Genomic DNA, 21,325 nt, shown 5'->3' with positions numbered 1-21,325 from the left:
GGCCCGGGCCGCGGCGTCGCGCGGCACCAGCTCTTCCAGGGCGATGCGGCGGCTGCGCGCGGTGCAGCCCAGGACCAGGTGGCAGTCGGCCACCGCCGTGGCCAGGTCGGGCACGATTAGCGCCGATTCGAGCAGGTCGTCGGCGCCGGCGGCCATCGCATAGGCGTCGCGGTCCAGGCCCTTCTCGGGCGCGACCAGGATCAGCCGGCTCAGGCCCATGGTCTTCATCGCCCGCGCCGCCGAGCCGATGTTGCCGGGGTGCTGGGTACCGACCAGGACGATGCGGGTGTGGGCGGCGGCCGGGTCCTGCGCCGTGGCTGGACCGAGCCGGCCTGCGGCGGCGGCCGGGGCGGCCTCGGGCGAGCGGGCCGGGGAGTTGATCGGATCGGGCGCCTCGGGGGGCGCCGGCGGATTGCGGAGATCGGGGTTCATGCGCAGATGGTAAACTCCCCGCCCCGGCCAAAGCGCCGGTCCGCTCTTTACCCCCGTCAGTCCTGCCCCACCTCACACGCTCGAGGCCGTACGCCATGCAGAAACCCGCCGTCACCCTCATGGTCAAGGCCGCCCGCGCCGCCGGCAACGTGCTGCTCCGCCACATGCACCGGCTGGATGCGCTGAACATCGTCGAGAAGGACCGCATGGACTACGCGAGCGAGGTCGACAGCCTCGCCGAAGCGGAAATCATCAAGGAATTCCGCCGCGCCACCCCCGACTACGCCATCCTCGGCGAAGAAAGCGGCCCGATCGGCCAGGCCCGCTTCACCTGGGTCATCGACCCGCTCGACGGCACCAGCAACTACCTGCACGGCATCCCGCATTTCTGCGTGTCGATCGCGTTGTGCGAGAACGGCGAGCCGATCCATGGCGTGATCTTCGACCCGCTGCGCAACGACCTGTTCACCACCAGCCGCGGCAGCGGCACCCAGCTCAACGAGAAGCGCGTGCGCATCGCCGAGCGCAAGGACCTCAACGGCGCGATGCTGATCACCGGCTTTCCGCCGCGCGAACGCGCGCGCACCAGCGCCCACCTCAAGTGCCTGGACAATCTGCTGGTCGACGCCGAGGACGTGCGCCGCACCGGCTCGGCCGCGCTCGATCTGGCCTATGTCGCCTGCGGCCGCGCCGACGCTTATTTCGAAGCCGGCGTGAAGCCCTGGGACATCGCCGCGGGCGCCCTGATGGTGCGCGAAGCCGGCGGCAAGATCTCCGACTTCAAGGGCCGCTCGACCGGGCCGATGGACAACCGCGGCCTCGCCCCGCGCCAGATCATCGCCGGCAACCTCAAGATCGCCGACGCGCTGCAGCACCGCATCGTCAACACCGGCTACGCCGCCGCGTTCGACTGAACCGGCCGCGCACGTCGCAACCAAAAACGCCGCGAGAGATTGCGGCGTTTTTTATTGGTGGGGGCGTCGCCGTGGGCGTGCCTGTCGACGGTCTGCTCGCAACGTGAAGGCCGCGTCCGAATCAAAAGGCGGCGGCGCCTCCACTGTAGGAGCGACGCAAGTCGCGACCGCGCGTCCTCCAGATCGCGGCGCCGCCATCGCAATGCCGCGGTCGCGGCTTGCGTCGCTCCTACCCAGGGGCAGCCGCGACGCGCTGGCCGTTGCCGTTGCCGTTGCCGTTGCCGTTGCCGTTGCCGTTGCCGTTGCCGTGATTTTGATCTGCCGCTTTCCCGGTCAAGGGAAGACCCGGAGGGCGGCCCGCAGGGAGGCGGGCCGTGCGCAAGCAGGCCAGGGATGGCCTGTCTGGAGCATCCCTGCGTCGGCACCGATCGTGCGGGCTTGTGCCCTTGCAGGGAAAAGCACTTTTCTTTGGTGACTTTCTTTTGTTGCTTTGGACAAAAGAAAGTTACCCGCACCCTTTAGGGGGCGGAAGCTTTGCTATTGATGTGGCTTCACCGCCTCACGGCCGGTAACGCTGCGACCGTAGACGACGCGGTCGCGGCTTGCGTCGCTCCTACCCCGGCGGCAGTTCACAGTTTCGATCAGCGACACCGGCTATGCGGTTTCTACTCGTCCCCTGGTCGCGGCTTACGCCGCTCCTACAAGGGGCTACGGCGCGTAACGCGGCGAGGCCGATGCGGAGCGGTCGCGGCTCGCGCCGCTCCTACCCAAGAGCAGCCGCAAAACCGCCAGCGGCGGAAGCTTTAGATGTTGATGTTGCTATACCAGTTTGTAGTCGGCGACACCGCAACGGGAAACGACGCAGTCGCGGCTCACGCCGCTCCTACAAAGGATTCGGCTGACGCCGCGAGACCGAAGCCACGCAGTCGCGGCACGCGCCGCTCCTACCCTTTGGTTACTCAGCTTCCTGTGGGAACGACAGGCCCGCACCTGCACCCTCATCGACGCGGTCCCTGATCAAGGCGCCTGCGCCGTCACCACCCAGGTCGCACCGCCGACCGCAATGCCCTGCCCGGTCGCGATCTCCGACAACGCCTCGCGGATCGCCAGCGTCGCGCGCTCGCGCACCTCGTCACTCTGCGCCGCCAGCAAACGCGCGACCGGCCCGACCCGGAACACCTGCGACAGCGCATCTTCGGTCATCGCCTCGCGACTGTCGCCGCGGCCGTAATAGAACGGCGCCTGGAACGGCTGCAACTCGACCGACTCGAAACCGGCTTCGCCGAGCACGCGCGCGACCCGCTGCGGGTCGCTGAACGCGAACGGCCCCGGCGCATCGGTATCGACCGCGTCCTGCTCGACGATGCCGCGGATCGCCTTCAACGGCAGCACATACCAATCGTTCTCCGCCGGCGCCTTCCAACACGCGAACGCGAGCCGGCCGCCCGACTTGAGCGTCTTGCGCAACTCCACGAACGCCGCCGCCGGATCGTCAAAGAACATCACCCCGAACCGCGAATACAACAGATCGAAACTGTGCGGCGCGAACAGCGGCCGGCTGGCATCGGCGAGCCGGAACTCGACCGGCAACCGCAGCGCCTGCGCGCGCTCCTGCGCGCGCCCGACCAAGGGCTCGGACACGTCGACCCCGACCACCCGCCCGCCGGACCCGACCGCACGCGCGAGCTCGAACGACGTCGCCCCCGCCCCACAGCCGATATCCAGCACCGCCTCGCCGGCCCTGGGCGCCGCCGCCGCGAACGCCGCCTGCCCGTAGGCCGCGGTGCGTTCGTCGAGCCAATCGTTATAGGTCAGCCAGCGCGCGCCGACCGGACCGTTCCAGTCGCTGATCTGTTGTCGGTTGGCGGCGGTCAAGATTCGCTCCGGTTTTCGAATGCTCCGCTACAGGCTACGCCTGCGCGGCGGCCCGCTTCAACGCCTCCGATCTCGCAACACACTCCGGCGCGCGCCGGACAAAGAAAAAGGCCGCGCGATGCGCGGCCTTTCTCCCTTAACGATGCAGCGAGGCTTACGGACGGCGAGCCAGCGCCGCTTCGTCCTTGGCCTTCGGCAGCAAGTCCTGCTTGCTGACCTTGAGTATGCCCAGGGTCAACAGCGGGCAGGCGACGAAGATCGACGACAGGGTGCCGATGATGATGCCGAGCATCTGCGATTCGGCCATGCCGCGCAGCGAACCGCCGCCGTAGATGTACAGGGCCACCACGGTCAGGAACGCGACGAACGAGGTGATGACGGTACGCGACAGGGTCTGGTTGATCGACTTGTTGAGGATGGTCTCCGGATCGGCGCGCATCGAGCGGAAGTTCTCGCGGACGCGGTCGAACACCACGATGGTGTCGTTGATCGAGTAGCCCATCACCGACAGGATGCCGGCCAGCACGGTCAGGTCGAACTCATGGCCGCTGATGGCGAACCAGCCGGCGACCACGATCACGTCGTGCAGGGTGGTGATGATCGCGGCGACCGCGAACTTCCATTCGAAGCGGAACGCGATGTAGATCAGGAAGCCGACGATCACGAAGATCAGCGCGTACAGGCCGTTGAGGGCCAGTTCCTTGCCGACCTGCGGGCCGACGAACTCGTTGCGCAGGATCTTGGGGTTGTTGCCCTCGCCCGACACCGCCTTCATCACCGCAGCGGCGGAGTGCGCGGTGGCCGACGCCGAGGCGTCGCCTTCGCGCGGCTGCAGGCGGATCAACAACTCGGTGCCCGAGCCGTAGGTCTGGACCTGGGCGCTGTCGTAGCCGTCGGCGGCCAGCCGCTCGCGCACCTGGTCCAGCGGTATCGCCTTGTCCAGGTGCACCTCGACCAGGTTGCCGCCGGTGAAGTCCAGGGCGAAGTTGAAGTTGCGGGTGAACATGGCGCCGATGGCGACGAACATGATCAGGGCGGCGACCGCGATCGACACCCAGCGCAACTTCATGAAGTTGATGTTGGCGTCGTTGGGCAGCAGGGTCAGCGGGAAAATCTTCATGTCTGGGTTCTCCCGTCAGATCGCGATGGACTTGAGCTTGCGGCGCTTGCCGTAGATCAGCGTGGCGATGCCGCGCGACACGGTCACGGCGGTGAACACCGAGGTCAGGATGCCGACGATCATGGTGATCGCGAAACCCTTCAGCGGGCCGGTGCCGAACATCAACAGCGCCAGGCCGGCGAGCAAAGCGGTCATGTTGGAGTCGAAGATCGTGCCGGAGGCCTTGTCGTAACCGGTGGCGATCGCCGTTTGCGGCGGCATGCCCGCGCGCAGCTCTTCACGGATGCGTTCGTTGATCAGCACGTTGGCGTCGACCGACATGCCGACCGACAGCGCCAGGCCGGCGAAGCCGGGCAGGCTCATGGTCGCGCCGACGATCGGCAGCGACATCACCGCGACCACCATCAGCAGGTTGAGCAGCAGGGCCAGGCAGGTGATCAGGCCGAACATGCGGTAATAGATCAGGAAGAAGGCCAGCGCGAAGATGAAGGAGAACATCACCGCTGTGGTGCCGCGCTTGACGTTCTCGGCGCCGAGGCTCGGGCCGACCACGCGCTCTTCGACGAAGGTCATCGGCGCGGCCAGGGCGCCGGACTTGAGGTCGCGGGCCAGGCTGTTGGCTTCCTCGCGGCTCAGGCCGGTGGTCTGGAAGTCCTTGCCGAACACGCCCTGGATGGTCGAGGAGCTGATCACGCGCTCTTCCGAACGGGTGGTGCGCACTTCCTTGCCGTCGACGATCTGGGTGATCGGGATCTGCTCGACGTAGACGATGCCCAGGCGCTTGCCGACGTTTTCCAGGGTGTGGTTGAGCATGCGCTGGCCGCCGATGGCGTTGAGCGTGATGCTGACGCTCGGCTGGCCCTGCTGGTCGCTGCCCGGAACCGCGTTGACCAGTTGGTCGCCCGAGACCAGCAGGCGCTTGGACAGCAGCAGCGGCTGCTTGGCTTCGTTGTAGTAGACGCGCGCGTCCGGCGGCACGTTGCGGTCGCGCACGGCGGCCGCGGCGCTGGCTTCGTCGCCGACCACGGCGCGGAACTCGAGGGTCGCGGTGGCGCCGATGCGGCGCTTGGCTTCGGCGGTGTCCTGCAGGCCAGGCAGCTGGATCACGATGCGGTCGGTGCCCTGGCGCTGGATCACCGGCTCGGCGACGCCGAAGGCGTTGATGCGGTTGCGCAGGGTGGTCAGGTTCTGCTCGATCGCGTCGAGCGAGATGCGCTGCAGTTCGGCCTGCGGGATTTCCAGGGTCAGGGTCTGGCCCTCGAGGCTCTGGGTCAGGGTCGGGAAGGCGGTGCGCAACTGCTTCTGCGCCTTGTCGGCGTTCGCGCCGGCGGCGAGCGTGGCGACGATGGCCTCGTTGCCGCGACGCACCACCGAGGTGTAGGAGACGCTGCTGTCGCGCAGGGTCGAGCGCACGTCCTCGACGTAGGCCTCAAGCCGCTTGTTGAGCGCGGCGTCCTGGTCGACCTGCATGGTGAAGTGGACGCCGCCCTGCAAGTCCAGGCCGCGCGGCATCGGCTTGGCGCCGAACGCCTGCAGCCAGTCCGGCACGGTCGGGGCCAGGCTCAGGGCAACCACGTATTCGCTGCCGAGCTGCGGACGCAGCAGGTCGGCGGCGCGGGTCTGCAGATCGGTGTCGGTCAGGCGCACCATCAGGTTGCCCTGGTTCTCGACCAGGATCGACTTCGAGGAAATCTGCGCCTTGGCGAGGATGCCTTCGACGCGCTTGGCCAGGGTCGCGTCGACCTGGGTGCCGGTCGGCCGGGCCGCGGAGATCTGTACGGACGGATCCTGCGGATAGGCGTTCGGCAGCGCATAAATCACGCTGAAGATCAGTACGGCCAGGATGGCGAAGTATTTCCAGCGCGCGAAGGTCAGCATCGAGAACCCCTGCGGCAGCCTCCCCGGCCGCCGCGTCTATGTAAATAAAGGCGTGGCGTCGGCTCAGGCCGACTTCAAGGTGCCCTTGGGCAATACGTTGGCGATCGCGCCCTTCTGCACGCGGATGCGCACGTTGGCGGCGATTTCGACGGTGATGAAGTTCTCGCCGATGTCGGTCACGGTGCCGGCGATGCCGCCGTTGGTCAGCACTTCGTCGCCCTTGGCCAGCTTCTCGAGCATGCCGCGGTGTTCCTTGGCGCGCTTCATCTGCGGACGGAAGATCAGGAAGTACATGACGCCGATCAGGATCAGCGGCAGGACGAAGCCGCCGGCGCTGCCGAGAAAGCCGCCGGGAGCGGGCGCGCCAGCGGCCTGGGCGTAAGCGGGGGCGATCAGGAGGTCGAGCAGATTCATCGGAAGGTCCTGGAACGAAAAATAGCCGGGGATTATGCCACGGCTGGGTTGTAGTCAAGGCCGAGGCTCAAATGAGCTGCAGCGCACGCTTTATCGGGCGGGCCGGAAGGCCCGGGGCCCTGCCCCGGCCGCTTCGCTCCGGCCCCGCCTGTTCACGCGCCGGGCCGGAGCCCGGCGATCCAGCTCAGGAGCAGGTCCGGCGCTCCCAGGCCGGGAGCCTAGCGAGGGGGTCGAAGGAGCCCCGTCGCCCTAGGCGCGTGCGGCGTAGAAAGACTCCCGGAAGGCGGTAAAGGTTCCCTGCTCGATCGCTTCGCGCATCTGCGCCATCAGGCGCTGGTAGTAGCGCAGGTTGTGCAGGGTGCCCAGCATCGGCCCCAGCATCTCGTTGCAGCGGTCCAGGTGGCGCAGGTAAGCGCGGCTGAAACCGTTGCTGCAGGCGTAGCAGTCGCAGCCCTCTTCGATCGGCCGCAGGTCGCGCTCGTACTTGGCGTTGCGCACTCGCACGGTGCCGCTCGGGGTGAAGTAATGGCCGTTGCGGGCGTTGCGGGTCGGCATCACGCAATCGAACATGTCGACGCCGCGCGCGACCGACTCGACCAGGTCTTCCGGGCGGCCGACGCCCATCAGGTAGCGCGGACGGTCCTCGGGCAGCTGCGGGCAAGTGTGTTCGAGCATTGCGTTGCGCTCGGCCTCGGGCTCGCCGACGGCGAGCCCGCCGATCGCATAGCCGTCGAAGCCCAGGCCCTTCAGGCCGGCCGCGGACTGGGTGCGCAGTTCGTGGTGGACGCCGCCCTGGACGATGCCGAACAAGGCCGCATCGTTGCCTTCATGGGCCTTCTTGGAGCGTTCGGCCCAGCGCAGGCTCAGCTCCATCGACTTGCGCGCCACTTCCACGGTGGCCGGATACGGCGTGCACTCGTCGAAGATCATGACGATGTCCGAATCCAGCACGCGCTGGATGTGCATGCTTTCTTCCGGGCCGAGGAAGACCTTGCTGCCGTCGACCGGCGAGGCGAAGGTCACGCCTTGCTCGGTGATCTTGCGCCGGTGCGCGAGCGAGAACACCTGGAAGCCGCCGGAGTCGGTCAGGATCGGGCCGTTCCAGCGGGCGAAGCCGTGCAGGCCGCCGTGATCGCCGATCACGTCCAGACCGGGCCGCAGATACAGATGGAAGGTATTGCCGAGGATGATCTGCGCGCCGAGCTCGCGCACGTGCTCGGGCATGATGCCCTTGACCGAGCCGTAGGTGCCCACCGGCATGAACGCCGGCGTTTCCACCGTGCCGCGCGGGAAGGTCAGGCGGCCGCGGCGCGCGGCGCCGTCTTGACCGAGCAATTGGAAGGACATGCGGCTCATGCGCGTATTCCTTTATCGAGTAGCGGGACGCATGGGGCGATGCGTGGGATTCGTGTGAGGGCATCCGCGCGGGCTTCGCTTGCCGGGCTGTGCGCGGAGGCTGGAAAGGCGGCTGGGCCTCGGCTTCGGGTGTGCCAGCGGGGCTACACCTCTGCGGTTGGCCACAGCAGCATGGCGTCCCCATAGGAGAAGAAGCGGTAGCGCTCGCGGATCGCGTGCTCGTAAGCGGCGAACATGCGGTCCTTGCCGGCGAAGGCCGAGACCAACATCAGCAAGGTGCTTTCCGGCAGATGGAAGTTGGTGATCAGGCCGTCGACCGAGCGGATGCGGTAGCCGGGCAGGATGAACAAGCGGGTCTCGCCGGCGAACGGTTGCAGTTCGCTTTCTTCGCCTTCGATGCCGCTGTGGTGGCGGATCGCGCTTTCCAGCGCGCGCACCACGGTCGTGCCGACCGCGATCACCCGGCCGCCGGCGGCGCGGGTCCGGCGGATCTGTTCGACCAGGCCGGCGCCGACGTTGAGCCACTCGCTGTGCATGACGTGCTGGTCGAGATTCTCGGCGCGCACCGGCTGGAAGGTGCCGGCGCCGACGTGCAGGGTGACGTGGCCGAACTCGATGCCGCGCTCGCGCAACCGCGCCAGCAAGGCATCGTCGAAGTGCAGGCCGGCGGTCGGCGCGGCGACCGCGCCGACTTCGCGCGCGAACACGGTCTGGTAGCGCTCCTGGTCGTCGCTGCCGGGCTCGCGCTGGATGTACGGCGGCAACGGCAGGCGGCCGGCATGCAGCAGCCATTGTTCGAGCGACTCGGGCACGTGGAAGCGCAGTCGATAGAACTCGCCCTCGCGGTCCAGCACCTCGGCTTCGCCGCCAGCGTCGAGGGCGATGCGCGCGCCGGCCTTCGGCGATTTGCTCACGCCGATCTGTGCGCGCGCCTCCATCCCGCCGAGCAGGCGCTCGATCAGGATCTCGACCCGGCCGCCGGTGCTCTTCTGGCCGAACAGGCGTGCCGGGATCACCCGGGTGTCGTTGAACACCAGCAGGTCGCCGGGCTGCAACAACTGCGGCAGCTCGCGGAACACGCGGTCCTCGCGCGGCGCCGGCGCCGGCGGCACCACCAGCAGGCGGCTGGCGGAGCGCTCGGCCAGAGGCGCCTGGGCGATCAGCTCGGGCGGCAGTTCGTAATGGAAGTCGTTCTTCTTCAAAGGGAACCGAAGTCATTAAGCGCGAAGCGCCGTAGCCGCCGTAGCCGGCTAAGACCGGTGGGGCTGACGGACGGGGCGAAACCGGGCGGCGAAGTGGCCGGGCGAGGTTTCGGAGAGCGTCCATTATCCCGGGTATGGGGCGGGATCGGCAAAAGGGGCGGTTTGGAGGTCCCGGCGGCGGGGAGCGAATCTCTCCTGCCCCCTTTTTCGAGGGGGAACAGCACGGGCTTCGGGGTGGCTCAGGCATCCGGGCATCCCGGCGCCTGGATGTCCGGGAGGCGGGAGCCAAGGGTGCCGGAAGGTGCGATCGAGCCGGCAATCGATGCGCCGGCGTTCGCAGGCGCTTGCGCCTGGCTTACAACCAGCCGTTCTGGCGGGCGCGGCGATAGGCTTCGATGCGGTTGCTGCTGTCGAGCTTGCCGATCGCTTCGGACAGGTAATTGCGCACGGTGCCCTGGCTCAGGTGCAGGCGCTCGCCGATTTCGGCGGTCGACAGGCCTTCGCCGGCCAGGCGCAGGACCTGGCGCTCGCGCTCGGTCAGCGGGTCTTCGTCGCTCCAGGCGGCGACCGCGAGCTGCGGATCGATCGCGCGGCCGCCACGGTGCACCTGGCGCAGGGCCTCGGCCAGTTGCCCGGCCGGGGCGTCCTTGAGCAGGTAGCCGCGCACGCCGGCGTCCATCGCCCGGCGCAGGTAACCGGCGCGGCCGAAGGTGGTGACGATGACGACCCGGGTCGACATGCCCGAATCGCGCACGCGCATCGCCAGGTCGATGCCGGTCATGCCCGGCATTTCGATGTCGGTCATGATCAGGTCGGGCTGGACGCGCTTGACCGCTTCCCAGGCCGCCGCGCCGTCGCCGGCTTCGGCGACGACCTCGATGTCGGGCTCCAGGTTCAACAACGCCGCCAGCGCGCCGCGTACCAGGGCCTGATCTTCGGCGAGCAGCAGACGGATCATGCGAGACCTCGTTCGAGCAGGGCCGGCGCGGGCGCCGGCGCGGAATGTGAGGCGGGCGCAGCCAGGCGGCGGGCGGCGACCAGCGCCTCGCGCGGCACCAGCAGGCTCAGGCGGGTGCCGGCGCCGTTCGGGCTTTCGATCTCGACCGTGCCGCCGACCGCGCGCAGGCGCTCGCGCATGCCGGTCAGGCCGTGGCCTTCGCTGGACACCCCGCCGCGGCCGTCGTCGGCGATCCGCAGCACGATGCCGCCGCGCGGGTCCTGGGTCAGTTCGACATCGACCCGGCGCGCACGCGCATGCCGCATCACGTTGGTCACCGACTCGCGCAGGGCCAGGGCCAGCGCGGCTTCGATGTTAAGCGGAATGTCGACGGTCGCCAGCTTCTGGTCGAGGCTGATCTCGCCGCTCAGCAGCGCCAGCCGCGCCGCCGCCAGCTCGGCCTGCAGGCCGTTGGCGCGGATGCCGGCGACGGCTTCGCGGACCTGGGTCAGGGCTTCGCGCGCGACCCGCTCGACTTCGTTGATCTGGGCGTGGGCGGCGGCGGTGTCGTGGGCGAGCAGGCGCGAGGCCAACTGCGATTTCAGCACCACCACCGACAGGGTGTGGCCGAGCAGATCGTGCAGATCGCGGCCGATGCGCTCGCGTTCGGCCAGGCTGGCCAGGCGCTTGACTTCGTCCTGGGTCAGGCGCAGTTCGGCGTGACGGCGTTCGCGGTTGCGCGCGGCGACCACGCCGGCGAACACGATCGCGCCGACCAGCAGATTGATCAGGAAGGTCGACAGCGGCATCGCCTCCTTCGGCACCAGCAGCATGAACTCGAGGCCGAGCAAGGCGAACAGCAGCGCCGCCAGGGCGATGCCGCGGCCCAGCGGCAGCAGGCTGGCGATCATGCCGGAAGCGAAGATCAGGTAAGTGCCGCCCCCGCCGCCGAACGGGATCACCGCGTACCCGATGCAAGCCACCGCGAGCAGCAGCCACAGGCGCAGCCTGGAGCCGCTGCGATAGAACGCCCAGTACAGCGGCAGGAACAACAGCACCGAGGTCACCGCCGCGGTCACCACCCACCACGGCACCCGCGGCCAGAAGAACAGCGGGATGAACACGAAACTCAGATACAGCAACGACGCCAGGTGCCAACCGAGCAGGTTGTCCTGGGCATCCATCGTGGGCGGCGGCAGGCGCATGAGCGAGCTCCTTACAGGTCGGCAAGACCTCGGTGGCGATGCGGTCCGGCGCCGGTCCGGAACGCATCGGCGTAGCGGACTTTAGCGGAGTTCGACCGCTTCGATCTCGAACGCGAACGGTCCCGGCTCGCCGCCGGCGCCCAGCACGATGCCGCGCAGATTGCCCAGGTCGACGCCGGTCATGCTCGCCAGCGGCACCCGCACGTCCTGCCACTGCGCGCCGACCGAAAGCGGCTGGATGGCGGGCGGCCGGCGCATGTCGTTGCCGGAGAACACCATCACCGTGAGCCTGCGGCCGTCGCCGCGCACTCGCAGGCTGAGCTCGCGGACCTCGCGCGCATCGACCGAGGCCAGCGGCGCCGGGCCCGGCACGAACATCAGCCCGGCCCAGGGCTGGGCGATGCCGGCGACGATCTCGCCCTTGGCCGCGAGCGTGGCCGGCTTGCCGTTCTCGGCGATCGCCGCCAGCTGCGAGCTCGACTTGCCGCCGACGTAGATATCGTTGGACGCGATCCAGTTGGCGCCGGGTTTGTCGCCGGCGAACAAGGCGACCTTGCCGGGCTTGAGCGTCGGCAAGGCGGTGTCGATGGCGCGGTCGACCGGATGGCCGTTCTTCCAGATCGAGCGGATCGCGCGGGTTGCGGTGATGTCGGCGGTCGGATCGCCCTCGACCAGGATCAGGTCGGCGCGCAGGCCGCGGGCGATGCGGCCGCGGTCGTCGAGGCCGAAGCTGCGCGCCGGCGCGGCGGTCGCCGCGCTCAGGGCCTGCAGCGGGGTCAACCCGGCCTGCACCAGCAATTGGAGTTCGCCGTGTTCGCTGGCGCCGTGGGTGGTGCCCGGGTTGCCGGCATCGGTGCCGGCGAGCACAGGCACGCCGGCCTCGTGCAGGCGGCGCACGTTCTGCAGGCTGTTGTCGAAGCGCTGCTCGTCGTGGAATCCACTCGGGAAGCTGGCGGCCAGCTCCTCCTTCTGCTGCGCGCGCAGATACGGCGCCAGGCGCTGGTCGCCGGCGATGCGCGTGCGCGCGGAACCGTCGGCACGGTGGAGCGAGGCCATCACGGTCAGGGTCGGCACCACGAAGGCCTTGCGCTGCTTGATCGCGGCGACGAGTTTCGGGTCGTCGAGCACGTCGCCGTTGACGTGGACCAGGCCGTCGGCGCCGGCGTCGATCGCCAGCGCCGCATCGGCGGCGCGCGACACGTGCACCACCGCCAGGCGCTTGCGCGCATGCGCGGCCTTGATCGCCGCGCGCAGCGAGGCTTCCGACAAAGTGTTCAGGCGCGCCTTGCCGCCGGCGTCGGGCAAGGGCTCCAGCACCAGCTTGATGTAGTCCGAACCCTCGGCGATGCGCGCATCGACGAAGGCCTGCGCCTGCGCCGGGTCGTCGAGCGTCGCGATCGGCATGCCGTACTGGGTGCCGTGGCCGCCCTTGGCGGTGACCAGGGTGCCGGCCGACCACAGGTCGGCCTTGCGGGTCGGGGCGCGGCTCTCGCGCTCGGCGCGCGCCGCCGCCAGGCCGCGATGATCGGTGAACATGTCCAACTCGGTGGTCACGCCGAAGCGCAGGGCGTCGCTGCGCGCTTCGCCCCAGCTGTGCACGTGCGAATCGATCAGGCCGGGCAGCAAGGTGGCGCCGTTGCCGTCGATCACCGGCACTCCGGCCGGCACCGCCACGCCCGCGCCGACCTCGGCGATCAGGCCGTCGCGCACCACCACCGTGGCCGTCGGCAGCACGCGCTCGCCGTCGAACACGCGAACCTGGCGGATCGCGAACGAGGCCGCCGGCAGCGCCTGCTCGCTAGCGTTCGCGGCCGGCGCGCCTGCGCTATTGGCGCCACCGACGCCGTCATTCCCATTGGCGCCATTGGCGGCGAGCGCCGCGCCCGAGCCCAGCATCGCGCCGAGCAGCAGGCCGGCGGCCTGGGCGTGCACGGACGGTTTTTCCATCTTCATGTTCTGCTCCATTCGGTGGCGACGGCCGCGGCGCGGTCATCGGAGGATGCGGCGGCGGCCGCGGTCTGGGCCGCCGGCGATCGCAATAAAGGAACGCAATGCAGCCAGGGCCGGGCCGGCGTGCCGCTCGGCCTCGCGGCGGGCACGACGGCGGCCGCAACCGGGCCGCGCGCGGGTCGCCTCGCGGCCGCGGCGACGACGCCATGGAAGGGATGGATCGCGCTCATCGGCTGGTTCCACGGACTTCTGGAAGGTGCGCTTACTGTCGTACCCAAGCGCTTGCCGGGGCAGTGGGCGAGATCATTCATCGCCGGTGACAAGCGTCACGCCTCGCCCGAGCCGAGCCCGGCGGTGGGGGTTATCGGCGCGATCCGGACATGGTAGACTCGCATAAATTATTGAATTGAAACGAAAAATCGTCGAGAACCGGATGCGTCACGCAAAATTTTTGCGCGCATCGTCGAGGCGATCTTTCGTTGCCGCTTACGTTGTACGAGTGTGAGAGATGGCGCTTGGCGGCCTGGCCGCTGCAACTGCGAGGGTCTCGCCATGAAGGCGGACCGGTCTCCCATGTGATGAAGCCTTCGGCCCCGGCCGAAAACTGGAGAGGCCGCGCACGCGCCGGCCTGTGGAGATTGACGATGAACAACCTGCTCAGCCAACTCGCGCCGCTGCGCGCTCATGCCGGCAAACGCCGCACCGTCGGCCTGGACGACGACACCGTCGCCCGCTTCGCCCTGACCCATCCCGAGCTCGGCGAAGCGATCGCCGCGGCCGCGGCCGAGTACGCCCTGATCCGCGAACTGCACGCCGACCTGCTCGACCTCGACGAGGATGCGCAGATCCAGGCCGTGCAGGCCGGCTACGTCAATTTCTATCCGGACGACGGCGTCAATCCCTACATCGCCCTGACCGCGCGCGGCCCCTGGGTGATCACCCTGAAGGGCGCGGTGTTGCACGACTCCGGCGGCTACGGCATGCTCGGCTTCGGCCACACCCCCTCGGCGGTGATCGCGGCGATGGCCAAGCCGCAGGTGATGGCCAACATCATGACCCCGTCGCTGTCGCAGCTGCGCTTCGAGCGCGCCCTGCGCGGGGCCATCGGCACCACCCGCGGCGAGTGCCCGTACGAGCGTTTCTTCTGCCTGAACTCCGGCTCCGAGTCGGTGTCGCTGGCCGCGCGCATCGCCGACGTCAACAGCAAGCTGATGACCGACCCGGGCGCGCGCCACGCCGGCCGCGCGATCAAGCGCGTGGTGGTCAAGGGCAGCTTCCACGGCCGCACCGAGCGCCCGGCGCTGTATTCGGATTCCTCGCGCAAGGCCTATCTGCAGCACCTGGCCAGCTTCCGCAACGAAGACTCGGTGATCACCGTCGAGCCCTACGACGTCGACGCGCTGAAGAAGGTGTTCGCCGACGCCGACAGCAACGGCTGGTTCGTCGAGGCGATGTTCCTGGAGCCGGTGATGGGCGAAGGCGACCCGGGCCGCGGCGTGCCGCCGGCGTTCTATGCCGCCGCGCGCGAGCTGACCCGCAACCACGGCTCGCTGCTGCTGGTCGATTCGATCCAGGCCGGCCTGCGCGCCCACGGCGTGCTGTCGATCGTCGACTACCCGGGTTTCGAGGGACTGGAAGCGCCGGACATGGAAACCTATTCCAAGGCGCTCAATGCCGGTCAGTACCCGCTGTCGGTGCTGGCGGTCGGCGAACGCGCCGCCTCGCTGTACCGCAAGGGCCTGTACGGCAACACCATGACCAGCAACCCGCGTGCGCTCGATGTCGCCGTCGCCGTGCTCGAACAGGTCACCCCGGAGCTGCAGGCCAACATCCGCAACCGCGGCGCCGAGGCGATCGAAAAGCTGGAGAAGCTCAAGAGCGAACTCGGCGGCCTGATCACCAAGGTCCAGGGCACCGGCCTGCTGTTCTCGTGCGAACTCGCCCCGCAGTTCAAGTGCTACGGCGCCGGCTCGACCGAGGAATGGCTGCGCGAGCGCGGCATCGGCGTGATCCACGGCGGCGTCAACTCGCTGCGCTTCACCCCGAACTTCACCATCGGCAGCGACGAGATCGAACTGCTGGTGTCGATGGTCGGCCGCGCGCTCAAGGAAGGCCCGCGCGCGCAGCAGGCGGCCGCGGCCTGAGGCTGCTGCATAGAAGCGAGCGCACAGAAGCGAGGAGTTAGCGACAGCCGCTTCTCGCTTCTCGCTTCTGACTCGCTCCTCACTCCTCTCCACTCACTTCCAGAGAACACAATGATTCGTTTGTCGAACAAGGACACCGGCGCCGACATCGGCGAGATCAGCGAAGAGGAATTGCAGATCCTCGTCGCGGCGCTGGAAGAAGAGGACAGCAAGGACCAGAACTACTTCATCGATCACGCCACCGTCGACATGATCGAGATCGATCATCTCAACGCGGGCTCGCTGATCACCGTGCTGCGCGCGGCCATCGGCAGCGGCGACGGCGTCGAGATCCAGTACGTGCGAACGGCCTGAGGCCGAACGCGTGCCGGCCGCGGCGACGCCGCGGCCCGGCCTGCGCCCCGTCATGGCACTCGACCTGATCCAGGCCCGGCACGAGCGCGAGATCCACATCTCGCGCAAATTGTTCGCCATCGACCAGATGCTGCATGCGCAATTGATGTCCCGGGCCCAGCCGCACGGCGAGTATCCGCTGTTGCGCAAGTTGCACGACTATTACGCCGACACCGTGATGCTGTCCGGCGAGTTGCCTCGCTTGCAAGCGGAGTTGACGCGGATCAGGGCCAAGTTCACCGATCCCAGCCGAGTGCACGAGTTCTCGCGCTTCGTCGAGCAGGCCATTGCCGAAGGCGACAATCTGTACGCCATCGCCGATTAAGCTGCCAGCGCGTGCCATCCCCACCTACCGAGTTCCCCTTTGGAATGAGGGAGCCACGGGGATTTGCTCTCGCCTCATCTGCTGGGGAAGCGACCGCAAACCCGCGCAGCACCACGGCGCCGGCCGCGGACCGAAGGCAGACAACTCGACCGCCCTCGCCGGTTTCGTGCAACGCCGAACGCGCTCGCCCTTGCGCCTCGCCCCGCAACCATCAATGCTTGCGCACAAGACCGCCCGGCAGACCACCGTAGAAAGGCCGCTCATGAAAATCGTCGAAGTCCGCCACCCGCTCGTGCAGCACAAGCTCGGCCTGATGCGCCGCGCCGACAACAGCACCAAGTCGTTCCGCGAACTGGCCTCGGAAGTCGCGACCCTGCTGACCTACGAAGCCACCGCTGACCTGGAAACCGAGGAGGCCGTGGTCGAAGGCTGGGCCGGGCCGGTGGTCACCCGCCGCATCAAGGGCGCCAAGGTCACCCTGGTGCCGATCCTGCGCGCCGGACTGGGCATGCTGCCGGGCGTGCTGGAGCTGATCCCGGCGGCCAAGGTCGGCGTGGTCGGCCTGCAACGCGACGAGCAGACCCTGCAGCCGGTCGGCTACTACGAAAAACTGACCGGCCGCATGGACGAGCGCACCGCGCTGATCCTCGACCCGATGCTCGCCACCGGCGGCAGCCTGATCGCGACCGTCGACCTGCTGAAGGCCGCGGGCTGCAAGCGCATCAAGGGGCTGTTCCTGGTCGCCGCGCCGGAGGGCCTGAAGGCGCTGGAAGCGCGCCATCCCGACGTCGAAGTGTTCACCGCGTCGGTCGACGAACGCCTCAACGAAGTCGGCTACATCCTGCCCGGCCTCGGCGATGCCGGCGACAAGATCTTCGGCACCAAGCACTACGCCTGAACAAGGCCGCAGGCGGCGCCGGTCCTGGCGCCCGGCCGGGTTTCGCGCCGGCGCCTGCGGCGAAGAACGCATCGCGCGGCGCACTGGGCAAAGCATCGAATATCCAGACCGGGCCGCGAAGCCCGAGCGAGGCTCAGGAACTCTTGCGTTGCCGCCGCTTGCGCAAGCGGTACAGCAGGATCAGCGCGAATACCACCGCGATGGCGAACCAGCCCGGCGACCAGGCACCGCCGTCGCGATCGAGCGAGGCCGCCGCATTCGGCTCGCGCGCGGGCGCGGCGCTCAGGGCCGCGGCGGCGGCTTCGGGCCGCAGGCGCCAACTGCCTTCGCGCAGTTCCAGCTTGCCTTCCAGGGGCGGCAACCGCAGTTCGCGCCAGCTCACCCGCAAGTCGCCGATCTGCGGGTCGAGCGGGTTCTCGGCGCTGCCGAGGCCGTCGCCTTCGGGCTGGAAGGTGGCGGCGAGATTCGCCGGCAGGCGGCTGAAATTCGGACGGAACACCCGCCATTCGCCGACCGCGCGCAGCACGTCGGGGCGGATCGGCTTGCCGTCGAGGGTCGCCGCGTCGGCCCACCAGCGTTTGTTCTCCAAGGGCAGGCGGGTCGGATTGACGTGCCCGGGCGAGAACTTCGAGGAATCGATCGGCGCCGCGTTCCAGACCCGCTCGTACCCCTCGCCGACCGAGCGCCATTGGTACATCTCGACCCGGCGGTCGAGCCCGAACTCGCGCGTTTCCACGCCGAAGTCGCGGTCCAGCAGGCGCTTGCCGCTGCGCGGTTCGCCGAGCGGTTCGCCGGGGTCTTCGGCCTGTGCGAACGCAGTGCCCGCGAGCAGGCTCATCGCCAGCAAGACGATGGCGTACACGGCCAGCGCCGGCCGGCGCCGGCGCCCGCTCACGCAGCCCATGCGGCCAAGTTCCGCGCCTGCAGTTCGGCGACTTCGTGAGCGGTGCCGAACTTGCCCTTCTCGTCGCGCACCACCTGGGCGAGCGCGCACTCGGGGTCGTGGGTGAAGAACAGATGCACGTTGCGCGCGAGCTTGTCGCTGAGGAAACTCTTCTTCTCGTCGATCAGCAGCTCGGCGTTGCGGTCGTAGCCCATGGTGATCGGCACGTGCACCCAAGGCCGCCCGGGAATCAGGTCGGCGCAGAACACCACGCCGCCGTGCGGTTCGCCGTCGACGCTGTCGGGGCCGACGATCTCGGCCAGCATCAGGCCCGGGGTGTGGCCGTCGCTGTAGTGGAAACGCACGCTGTCGCCGAGCAGTTTCGAATGCGAGCCGTCGACCAGCTCGAGCTTGCCGGTAGCTTCGAGCAAGCCCGGCAACTCGGGAATGAAGCTCGCGCGGTCGCGCGCGTGCGGATGACGCGCACGCTCGTAATGCTCGCGCCCGACCAGATAAGACGCATTCGGGAACAGCAAACGCGGCGCCTCGCCCTCGGCCCAGGGCGCGAGCAGGCCGCCGGCATGGTCGAAGTGCAGGTGCGACAGCACCACCGCGTCGATGTCCTCGGGCGCGAAACCGGCACGCGCCAGCGAATCGAGCAGGACGTGGCGATCCTCGACCACGCCGTAGCGTTCGCGCAGCTTGGGCTCGAAAAACGCGCCGATGCCGGCCTCGAACAACACGGTCTTGCCGTTGAGCGGGCTGGCGAGCAAAGCCCGGCAGGCCAGAGCGATGCGGTTGTGCTCGTCGGGCGGCGACCACTTCGCCCACATCGCGCGCGGCGCGTTGCCGAACATCGCGCCGCCATCGAGTTTCTGCGAGTTGCCGAGGATCGACCAGAGTTTCATGTCTGCACCGCCCGTACGGGCACTGGCGAGGGATGGCCCGATTTTACTGCGCAAACGCAGGCCTCGGGCCGGAACGCGGTCGAACCGCGGATCGCGGACAGGCGCCGCTCACCCGGCGCGCTGCCGACCGCCGGCCGGCGCCCGCTGTCGGCAGCGTCATTGCGGCGTGGTGACGGTGGCGAAGTGAAAAATGAATTCGCCGTCGCGGCCGTCGCCGGCGATCACGCGTATCGGCGCCAAGGGCCGCTCGGCCAGCAGGGTCGCGCTGCCGCTGGCGGCGGCCTTGCTGATCAACCCGGAGGAGCGGCCGCTGATCTTGATCAGCATTTCCTGGCCGGCCACCAGCACCACCCGCCCCATCGAGGGATCGGTCGGACGCGGCGTGACGATGCGCTCTGCTTCGCTGTCCAGGTAATCGCGCGACGGCAGCGCGAACAGATCCTGGCCGCCGGCGCTGACGTCGAACGACCACGCCGTGCTGCCGTTGGTGCCGTCGTTGACGACCTCGATCTTCTCCAGCGTCAGCAGCACCGTGTAGCGGGCCGGCGCCTGCGGCGCGGCCGGCTTGACCGGAGTGGTCGCGACCGGCTGCGAGGGTGCGGCCGGTGTCGTCGGCTTGTCCTTCAGCCCGCCGATCTCGCGCACGTTGTTGATCAGGGTGGTCAAGGCCACCAGGAAAGCGACCAGGGCGATCGAGATCGCGGGCACGCGGGTATACCAACGCTTGTCGTCGCTCACTGCCCTGTCCCCTGTCGCTTGCTGCTGACGCCGTCCATGCCGCGAAATCTACTGCACCGCACCGCCGTCGCGCCATCGCGGCGGCGGTTTCGCGGGCGCCGCCTCAGGGCTTGTTCGGCTGCACGTCGGCCTGGCCGACCGGATTGCGCGGGTCGGTGCCGCCGGACAAGGTGTTGCTGCGCTTGTCCCACATCACCGTCTGCAGGTTGCCCCAGGTCGATTCGCCGGCGTTGATCTTGTGGCCCATGGCCTGGAGCTTGGCCACGGTGGCGGCGTCGAGCGCGCCGGGCTCGGCCGAGATCGCGTCCGGCATCCATTGGTGATGGATGCGCGGTTGCGCGGCGACCTGCTGCGGCTGCAGGCCGGCGTCGTAGGCGAGGATCGCCAGCAGCACCTGGGTGATGATGCGGCTGCCGCCGGGCGCACCGACCGCGACCACGCGATCGGACGATTCCAGGAAGCTCGGCGTCATCGAGCTGAGCATGCGCTTGCCCGCGGCCGGCGCGTTGGCCTCGAAACCCATCACGCCGAACGCGTTCGGGGTGGCCGGACGCAGGGCGAAGTCGTCCATCTCGTTGTTGAGCAGCACGCCGGTGCCCGGCGCGACCAGGCCCGAGCCGTACAGCAGGTTGACGGTCTGGGTCGCCGAGACGCGGTTGCCTTCGCCGTCGATGATCGAGAAGTGGGTGGTCTCGTCGTCTTCCAGCGGTGCCGGCTGGCCCGACAGCAGATCGCTCGGCGTGGCCTTCTCGGGATGGATGGTTGCGCGCAGCCCGGCGGCGTAATCGGCGCTGGTCAGGCGCCGGATCGGCATCTTCACGAAATCCGGATCGCCGAGGTAGATGGTGCGGTCGCGATAGGCGCGGCGCATCGCCTCGGCGAGAACGTGGGTGCGGTGCGCGGGATCGAGCTTGGACAGGTCCCAGCCCTGCAGCACCTGCAGGATCTCGGCCAGGGCTACGCCGCCCGAGGACGGCGGCGGCGCGGTGACGATGTCCCAGCCGCGGTACTTCAAGCGCAGCGGCTCGCGCTCGCGCACCTTGTAGCCGGCCAGTTCCTCGGCGCGCCACTGGCCGCCCTCTTCCTTGACCGAAGCCAGCAGCCTGGCGGCGACGTCGCCGCGGTAGAAACCGTCGAAGCCCTTCTCGGCCAGCAGTTCCAGGGTGCGCGCCAGGTCCGGCTGCTTGAGCGTTTCGCCGGCCTTCGGCGGCGTGCCGTCGGCGAGGAACACCTCTCGGGTGCCGCGATAGCGTTCCATCACCTCGCGGCGGCTGCCGTAGCCTTTTTCCAGGCGCGGATACACCTCGAAGCCTTCGCGGGCGATCCGGATCGCCGGCGCCAGCGAGGTCCTCAGCGGCAGCTTTCCGTAGTTCTGCGCCAGGTGCACCAGCGCCGCCGGCAGACCGGGGATGCCGGCCGACCAGGGGCCGTTGGTGGCGCGGTCTCGGTTGAGCTCGCCCTTGGCGTCGAGATAGGCCGCCGGCGTGGCCGCGGCCGGCGCGGTCTCGCGCGCGTCGACGAAGATGTCGCGCTTGCGCTTGGCGTCGTGCAGCAGGAAGAAACCGCCGCCGCCGATGCCGGAGCTGATCGGCTCGACCACCGACAAGGTCGAGGACACCGCGATCGCGGCGTCGAAGGCGTTGCCGCCGGCGCGGACGATTTCCAGCCCGGCCTGGGTCGACAGCGAATGCGCGCTGGCGATCGCGGTGCCCGGCGGATGCGCGGCCGCGCTGGCGGCCGCTGCGCTGCGTGC

General features: G+C 68.9%; 20 protein-coding genes. 5 read left to right on the top strand and 15 right to left on the bottom strand.

All coding sequences use genetic code 11. The features are described 5' to 3' along the window. The coding region (locus tag ACSAMQ_RS15355; RefSeq protein WP_435396477.1) for a TrmH family RNA methyltransferase at positions 1 to 432 on the bottom strand (432 nt) is incomplete at its 3' end. A gap of 95 nt (positions 433 to 527) precedes the next feature. Between ACSAMQ_RS15355 and ACSAMQ_RS15350 the strand changes: the two genes are divergently transcribed. Next, positions 528 to 1,346 (top strand): inositol monophosphatase family protein, encoded by an 819-nt coding sequence (locus ACSAMQ_RS15350; RefSeq protein ID WP_408953105.1) that lies wholly within the window; start codon positions 528 to 530, stop codon positions 1,344 to 1,346. A 1,017-nt stretch (positions 1,347 to 2,363) separates the two neighbouring features. On the opposite strand, the gene ACSAMQ_RS15345 is transcribed toward ACSAMQ_RS15350, so the two are convergent. From ACSAMQ_RS15345 to ACSAMQ_RS15300, 10 genes are all read right to left on the bottom strand, one after another. Continuing rightward, positions 2,364 to 3,221 (bottom strand): class I SAM-dependent methyltransferase, encoded by an 858-nt coding sequence (locus ACSAMQ_RS15345; RefSeq protein ID WP_435396476.1) that lies wholly within the window; start codon positions 3,219 to 3,221, stop codon positions 2,364 to 2,366. Positions 3,222 to 3,375: 154 nt separating this feature from the next. Then, positions 3,376 to 4,341 (bottom strand): protein translocase subunit SecF, encoded by a 966-nt coding sequence (secF, locus tag ACSAMQ_RS15340; protein ID WP_435396475.1) that lies wholly within the window; start codon positions 4,339 to 4,341, stop codon positions 3,376 to 3,378. A 15-nt stretch (positions 4,342 to 4,356) separates the two neighbouring features. Further along, a complete protein-coding gene (gene secD, locus ACSAMQ_RS15335) occupies positions 4,357 to 6,219 on the bottom strand; it encodes a protein translocase subunit SecD (RefSeq protein WP_435396474.1) in 1,863 nt (620 codons plus the stop codon). A gap of 63 nt (positions 6,220 to 6,282) precedes the next feature. Then, positions 6,283 to 6,633, bottom strand: coding sequence for a preprotein translocase subunit YajC (gene yajC / locus ACSAMQ_RS15330; protein ID WP_435396473.1), 351 nt, complete (start codon positions 6,631 to 6,633; stop codon positions 6,283 to 6,285). Positions 6,634 to 6,882: 249 nt separating this feature from the next. Next, positions 6,883 to 7,989, bottom strand: a complete 1,107-nt coding sequence (gene tgt / locus ACSAMQ_RS15325) for a tRNA guanosine(34) transglycosylase Tgt (RefSeq protein WP_435396472.1) — start codon at positions 7,987 to 7,989, stop codon at positions 6,883 to 6,885. A gap of 143 nt (positions 7,990 to 8,132) precedes the next feature. Further along, a complete protein-coding gene (gene queA, locus ACSAMQ_RS15320; protein WP_435396471.1) occupies positions 8,133 to 9,191 on the bottom strand; it encodes a tRNA preQ1(34) S-adenosylmethionine ribosyltransferase-isomerase QueA in 1,059 nt (352 codons plus the stop codon). A gap of 355 nt (positions 9,192 to 9,546) precedes the next feature. Then, positions 9,547 to 10,149: a response regulator transcription factor gene (locus tag ACSAMQ_RS15315; protein WP_031372940.1), complete on the bottom strand. Its 603-nt coding sequence runs from the start codon at positions 10,147 to 10,149 to the stop codon at positions 9,547 to 9,549. Then, positions 10,146 to 11,333, bottom strand: coding sequence for a sensor histidine kinase (locus ACSAMQ_RS15310; RefSeq protein WP_435396470.1), 1,188 nt, complete (start codon positions 11,331 to 11,333; stop codon positions 10,146 to 10,148). The genes ACSAMQ_RS15315 and ACSAMQ_RS15310 overlap by 4 nt, the downstream gene beginning before the upstream one ends. Before the next feature lie 81 nt (positions 11,334 to 11,414). Continuing rightward, complete coding sequence (locus ACSAMQ_RS15305) at positions 11,415 to 13,286, bottom strand: CIA30 family protein (RefSeq protein ID WP_435396469.1); 1,872 nt, start codon at positions 13,284 to 13,286, stop codon at positions 11,415 to 11,417. Further along, complete coding sequence (locus ACSAMQ_RS15300; protein ID WP_435396468.1) at positions 13,283 to 13,513, bottom strand: hypothetical protein; 231 nt, start codon at positions 13,511 to 13,513, stop codon at positions 13,283 to 13,285. Before ACSAMQ_RS15300 ends, ACSAMQ_RS15305 begins: the two co-directional genes overlap by 4 nt. Positions 13,514 to 13,927: 414 nt before the next feature. Here ACSAMQ_RS15300 and ACSAMQ_RS15295 point away from each other — a divergent pair, with 414 nt between their 5' ends. From ACSAMQ_RS15295 to upp, 4 genes are all read left to right on the top strand, one after another. After that, the gene (locus ACSAMQ_RS15295) at positions 13,928 to 15,427 is read left to right on the top strand and encodes an aminotransferase class III-fold pyridoxal phosphate-dependent enzyme (RefSeq protein ID WP_435396467.1); all 1,500 of its coding nucleotides are present in this window, start codon (positions 13,928 to 13,930) and stop codon (positions 15,425 to 15,427) included. 111 nt (positions 15,428 to 15,538) lie between these two features. Continuing rightward, positions 15,539 to 15,781 carry a hypothetical protein gene (locus ACSAMQ_RS15290; RefSeq protein WP_435396466.1) on the top strand — a complete coding sequence of 81 codons (243 nt, stop codon included), beginning with the start codon at positions 15,539 to 15,541 and terminating at the stop codon, positions 15,779 to 15,781. A 52-nt stretch (positions 15,782 to 15,833) separates the two neighbouring features. After that, complete coding sequence (locus ACSAMQ_RS15285) at positions 15,834 to 16,145, top strand: hypothetical protein (RefSeq protein ID WP_435396465.1); 312 nt, start codon at positions 15,834 to 15,836, stop codon at positions 16,143 to 16,145. A gap of 262 nt (positions 16,146 to 16,407) precedes the next feature. After that, the gene (upp, locus tag ACSAMQ_RS15280; RefSeq protein WP_031372933.1) at positions 16,408 to 17,043 is read left to right on the top strand and encodes a uracil phosphoribosyltransferase; all 636 of its coding nucleotides are present in this window, start codon (positions 16,408 to 16,410) and stop codon (positions 17,041 to 17,043) included. Between the two features lie 133 nt (positions 17,044 to 17,176). On the opposite strand, the gene ACSAMQ_RS15275 is transcribed toward upp, so the two are convergent. The 4 genes from ACSAMQ_RS15275 to ggt all read right to left on the bottom strand — a co-directional run. After that, entirely contained in the window at positions 17,177 to 17,905 is a 729-nt protein-coding gene (locus tag ACSAMQ_RS15275; RefSeq protein ID WP_435396464.1) for a TMEM43 family protein, read from the bottom strand. A 29-nt stretch (positions 17,906 to 17,934) separates the two neighbouring features. Next, positions 17,935 to 18,834 carry an MBL fold metallo-hydrolase gene (locus ACSAMQ_RS15270; RefSeq protein ID WP_435396463.1) on the bottom strand — a complete coding sequence of 300 codons (900 nt, stop codon included), beginning with the start codon at positions 18,832 to 18,834 and terminating at the stop codon, positions 17,935 to 17,937. A gap of 156 nt (positions 18,835 to 18,990) precedes the next feature. Further along, positions 18,991 to 19,572, bottom strand: a complete 582-nt coding sequence (locus ACSAMQ_RS15265) for a hypothetical protein (protein ID WP_435396462.1) — start codon at positions 19,570 to 19,572, stop codon at positions 18,991 to 18,993. 103 nt (positions 19,573 to 19,675) lie between these two features. Continuing rightward, a partial coding sequence (gene ggt / locus ACSAMQ_RS15260; RefSeq protein WP_435396461.1) for a gamma-glutamyltransferase occupies positions 19,676 to 21,325 on the bottom strand: 1,650 nt, incomplete at its 5' end.

The organism is Lysobacter sp. 1R34A, from assembly GCF_051217035.1.
Lineage (GTDB): Bacteria > Pseudomonadota > Gammaproteobacteria > Xanthomonadales > Xanthomonadaceae > Lysobacter.
Note: the sequence above shows the minus strand (reverse complement) of the source record. Positions and strands in the feature narration are given on the sequence as shown.

Bases quoted from the DNA above. Each gene is read 5' to 3' on its own strand.
- ACSAMQ_RS15295 (WP_435396467.1), top strand. From the start codon at position 13,928: ATGAACAACCTGCTCAGCCAACTCGCGCCGCTGCGCGCTCATGCCGGC.
- secF (WP_435396475.1), bottom strand. From the start codon at position 4,341: ATGAAGATTTTCCCGCTGACCCTGCTGCCCAACGACGCCAACATCAAC.
- ACSAMQ_RS15290 (WP_435396466.1), top strand. From the start codon at position 15,539: ATGATTCGTTTGTCGAACAAGGACACCGGCGCCGACATCGGCGAGATC.
- ACSAMQ_RS15285 (WP_435396465.1), top strand. From the start codon at position 15,834: ATGGCACTCGACCTGATCCAGGCCCGGCACGAGCGCGAGATCCACATC.
- ACSAMQ_RS15300 (WP_435396468.1), bottom strand. From the start codon at position 13,513: ATGAGCGCGATCCATCCCTTCCATGGCGTCGTCGCCGCGGCCGCGAGG.
- upp (WP_031372933.1), top strand. From the start codon at position 16,408: ATGAAAATCGTCGAAGTCCGCCACCCGCTCGTGCAGCACAAGCTCGGC.
- ACSAMQ_RS15315 (WP_031372940.1), bottom strand. From the start codon at position 10,149: ATGATCCGTCTGCTGCTCGCCGAAGATCAGGCCCTGGTACGCGGCGCG.
- tgt (WP_435396472.1), bottom strand. From the start codon at position 7,989: ATGAGCCGCATGTCCTTCCAATTGCTCGGTCAAGACGGCGCCGCGCGC.
- ACSAMQ_RS15305 (WP_435396469.1), bottom strand. From the start codon at position 13,286: ATGAAGATGGAAAAACCGTCCGTGCACGCCCAGGCCGCCGGCCTGCTG.
- ACSAMQ_RS15310 (WP_435396470.1), bottom strand. From the start codon at position 11,333: ATGCGCCTGCCGCCGCCCACGATGGATGCCCAGGACAACCTGCTCGGT.
- yajC (WP_435396473.1), bottom strand. From the start codon at position 6,633: ATGAATCTGCTCGACCTCCTGATCGCCCCCGCTTACGCCCAGGCCGCT.
- secD (WP_435396474.1), bottom strand. From the start codon at position 6,219: ATGCTGACCTTCGCGCGCTGGAAATACTTCGCCATCCTGGCCGTACTG.
- ACSAMQ_RS15350 (WP_408953105.1), top strand. From the start codon at position 528: ATGCAGAAACCCGCCGTCACCCTCATGGTCAAGGCCGCCCGCGCCGCC.
- ACSAMQ_RS15270 (WP_435396463.1), bottom strand. From the start codon at position 18,834: ATGAAACTCTGGTCGATCCTCGGCAACTCGCAGAAACTCGATGGCGGC.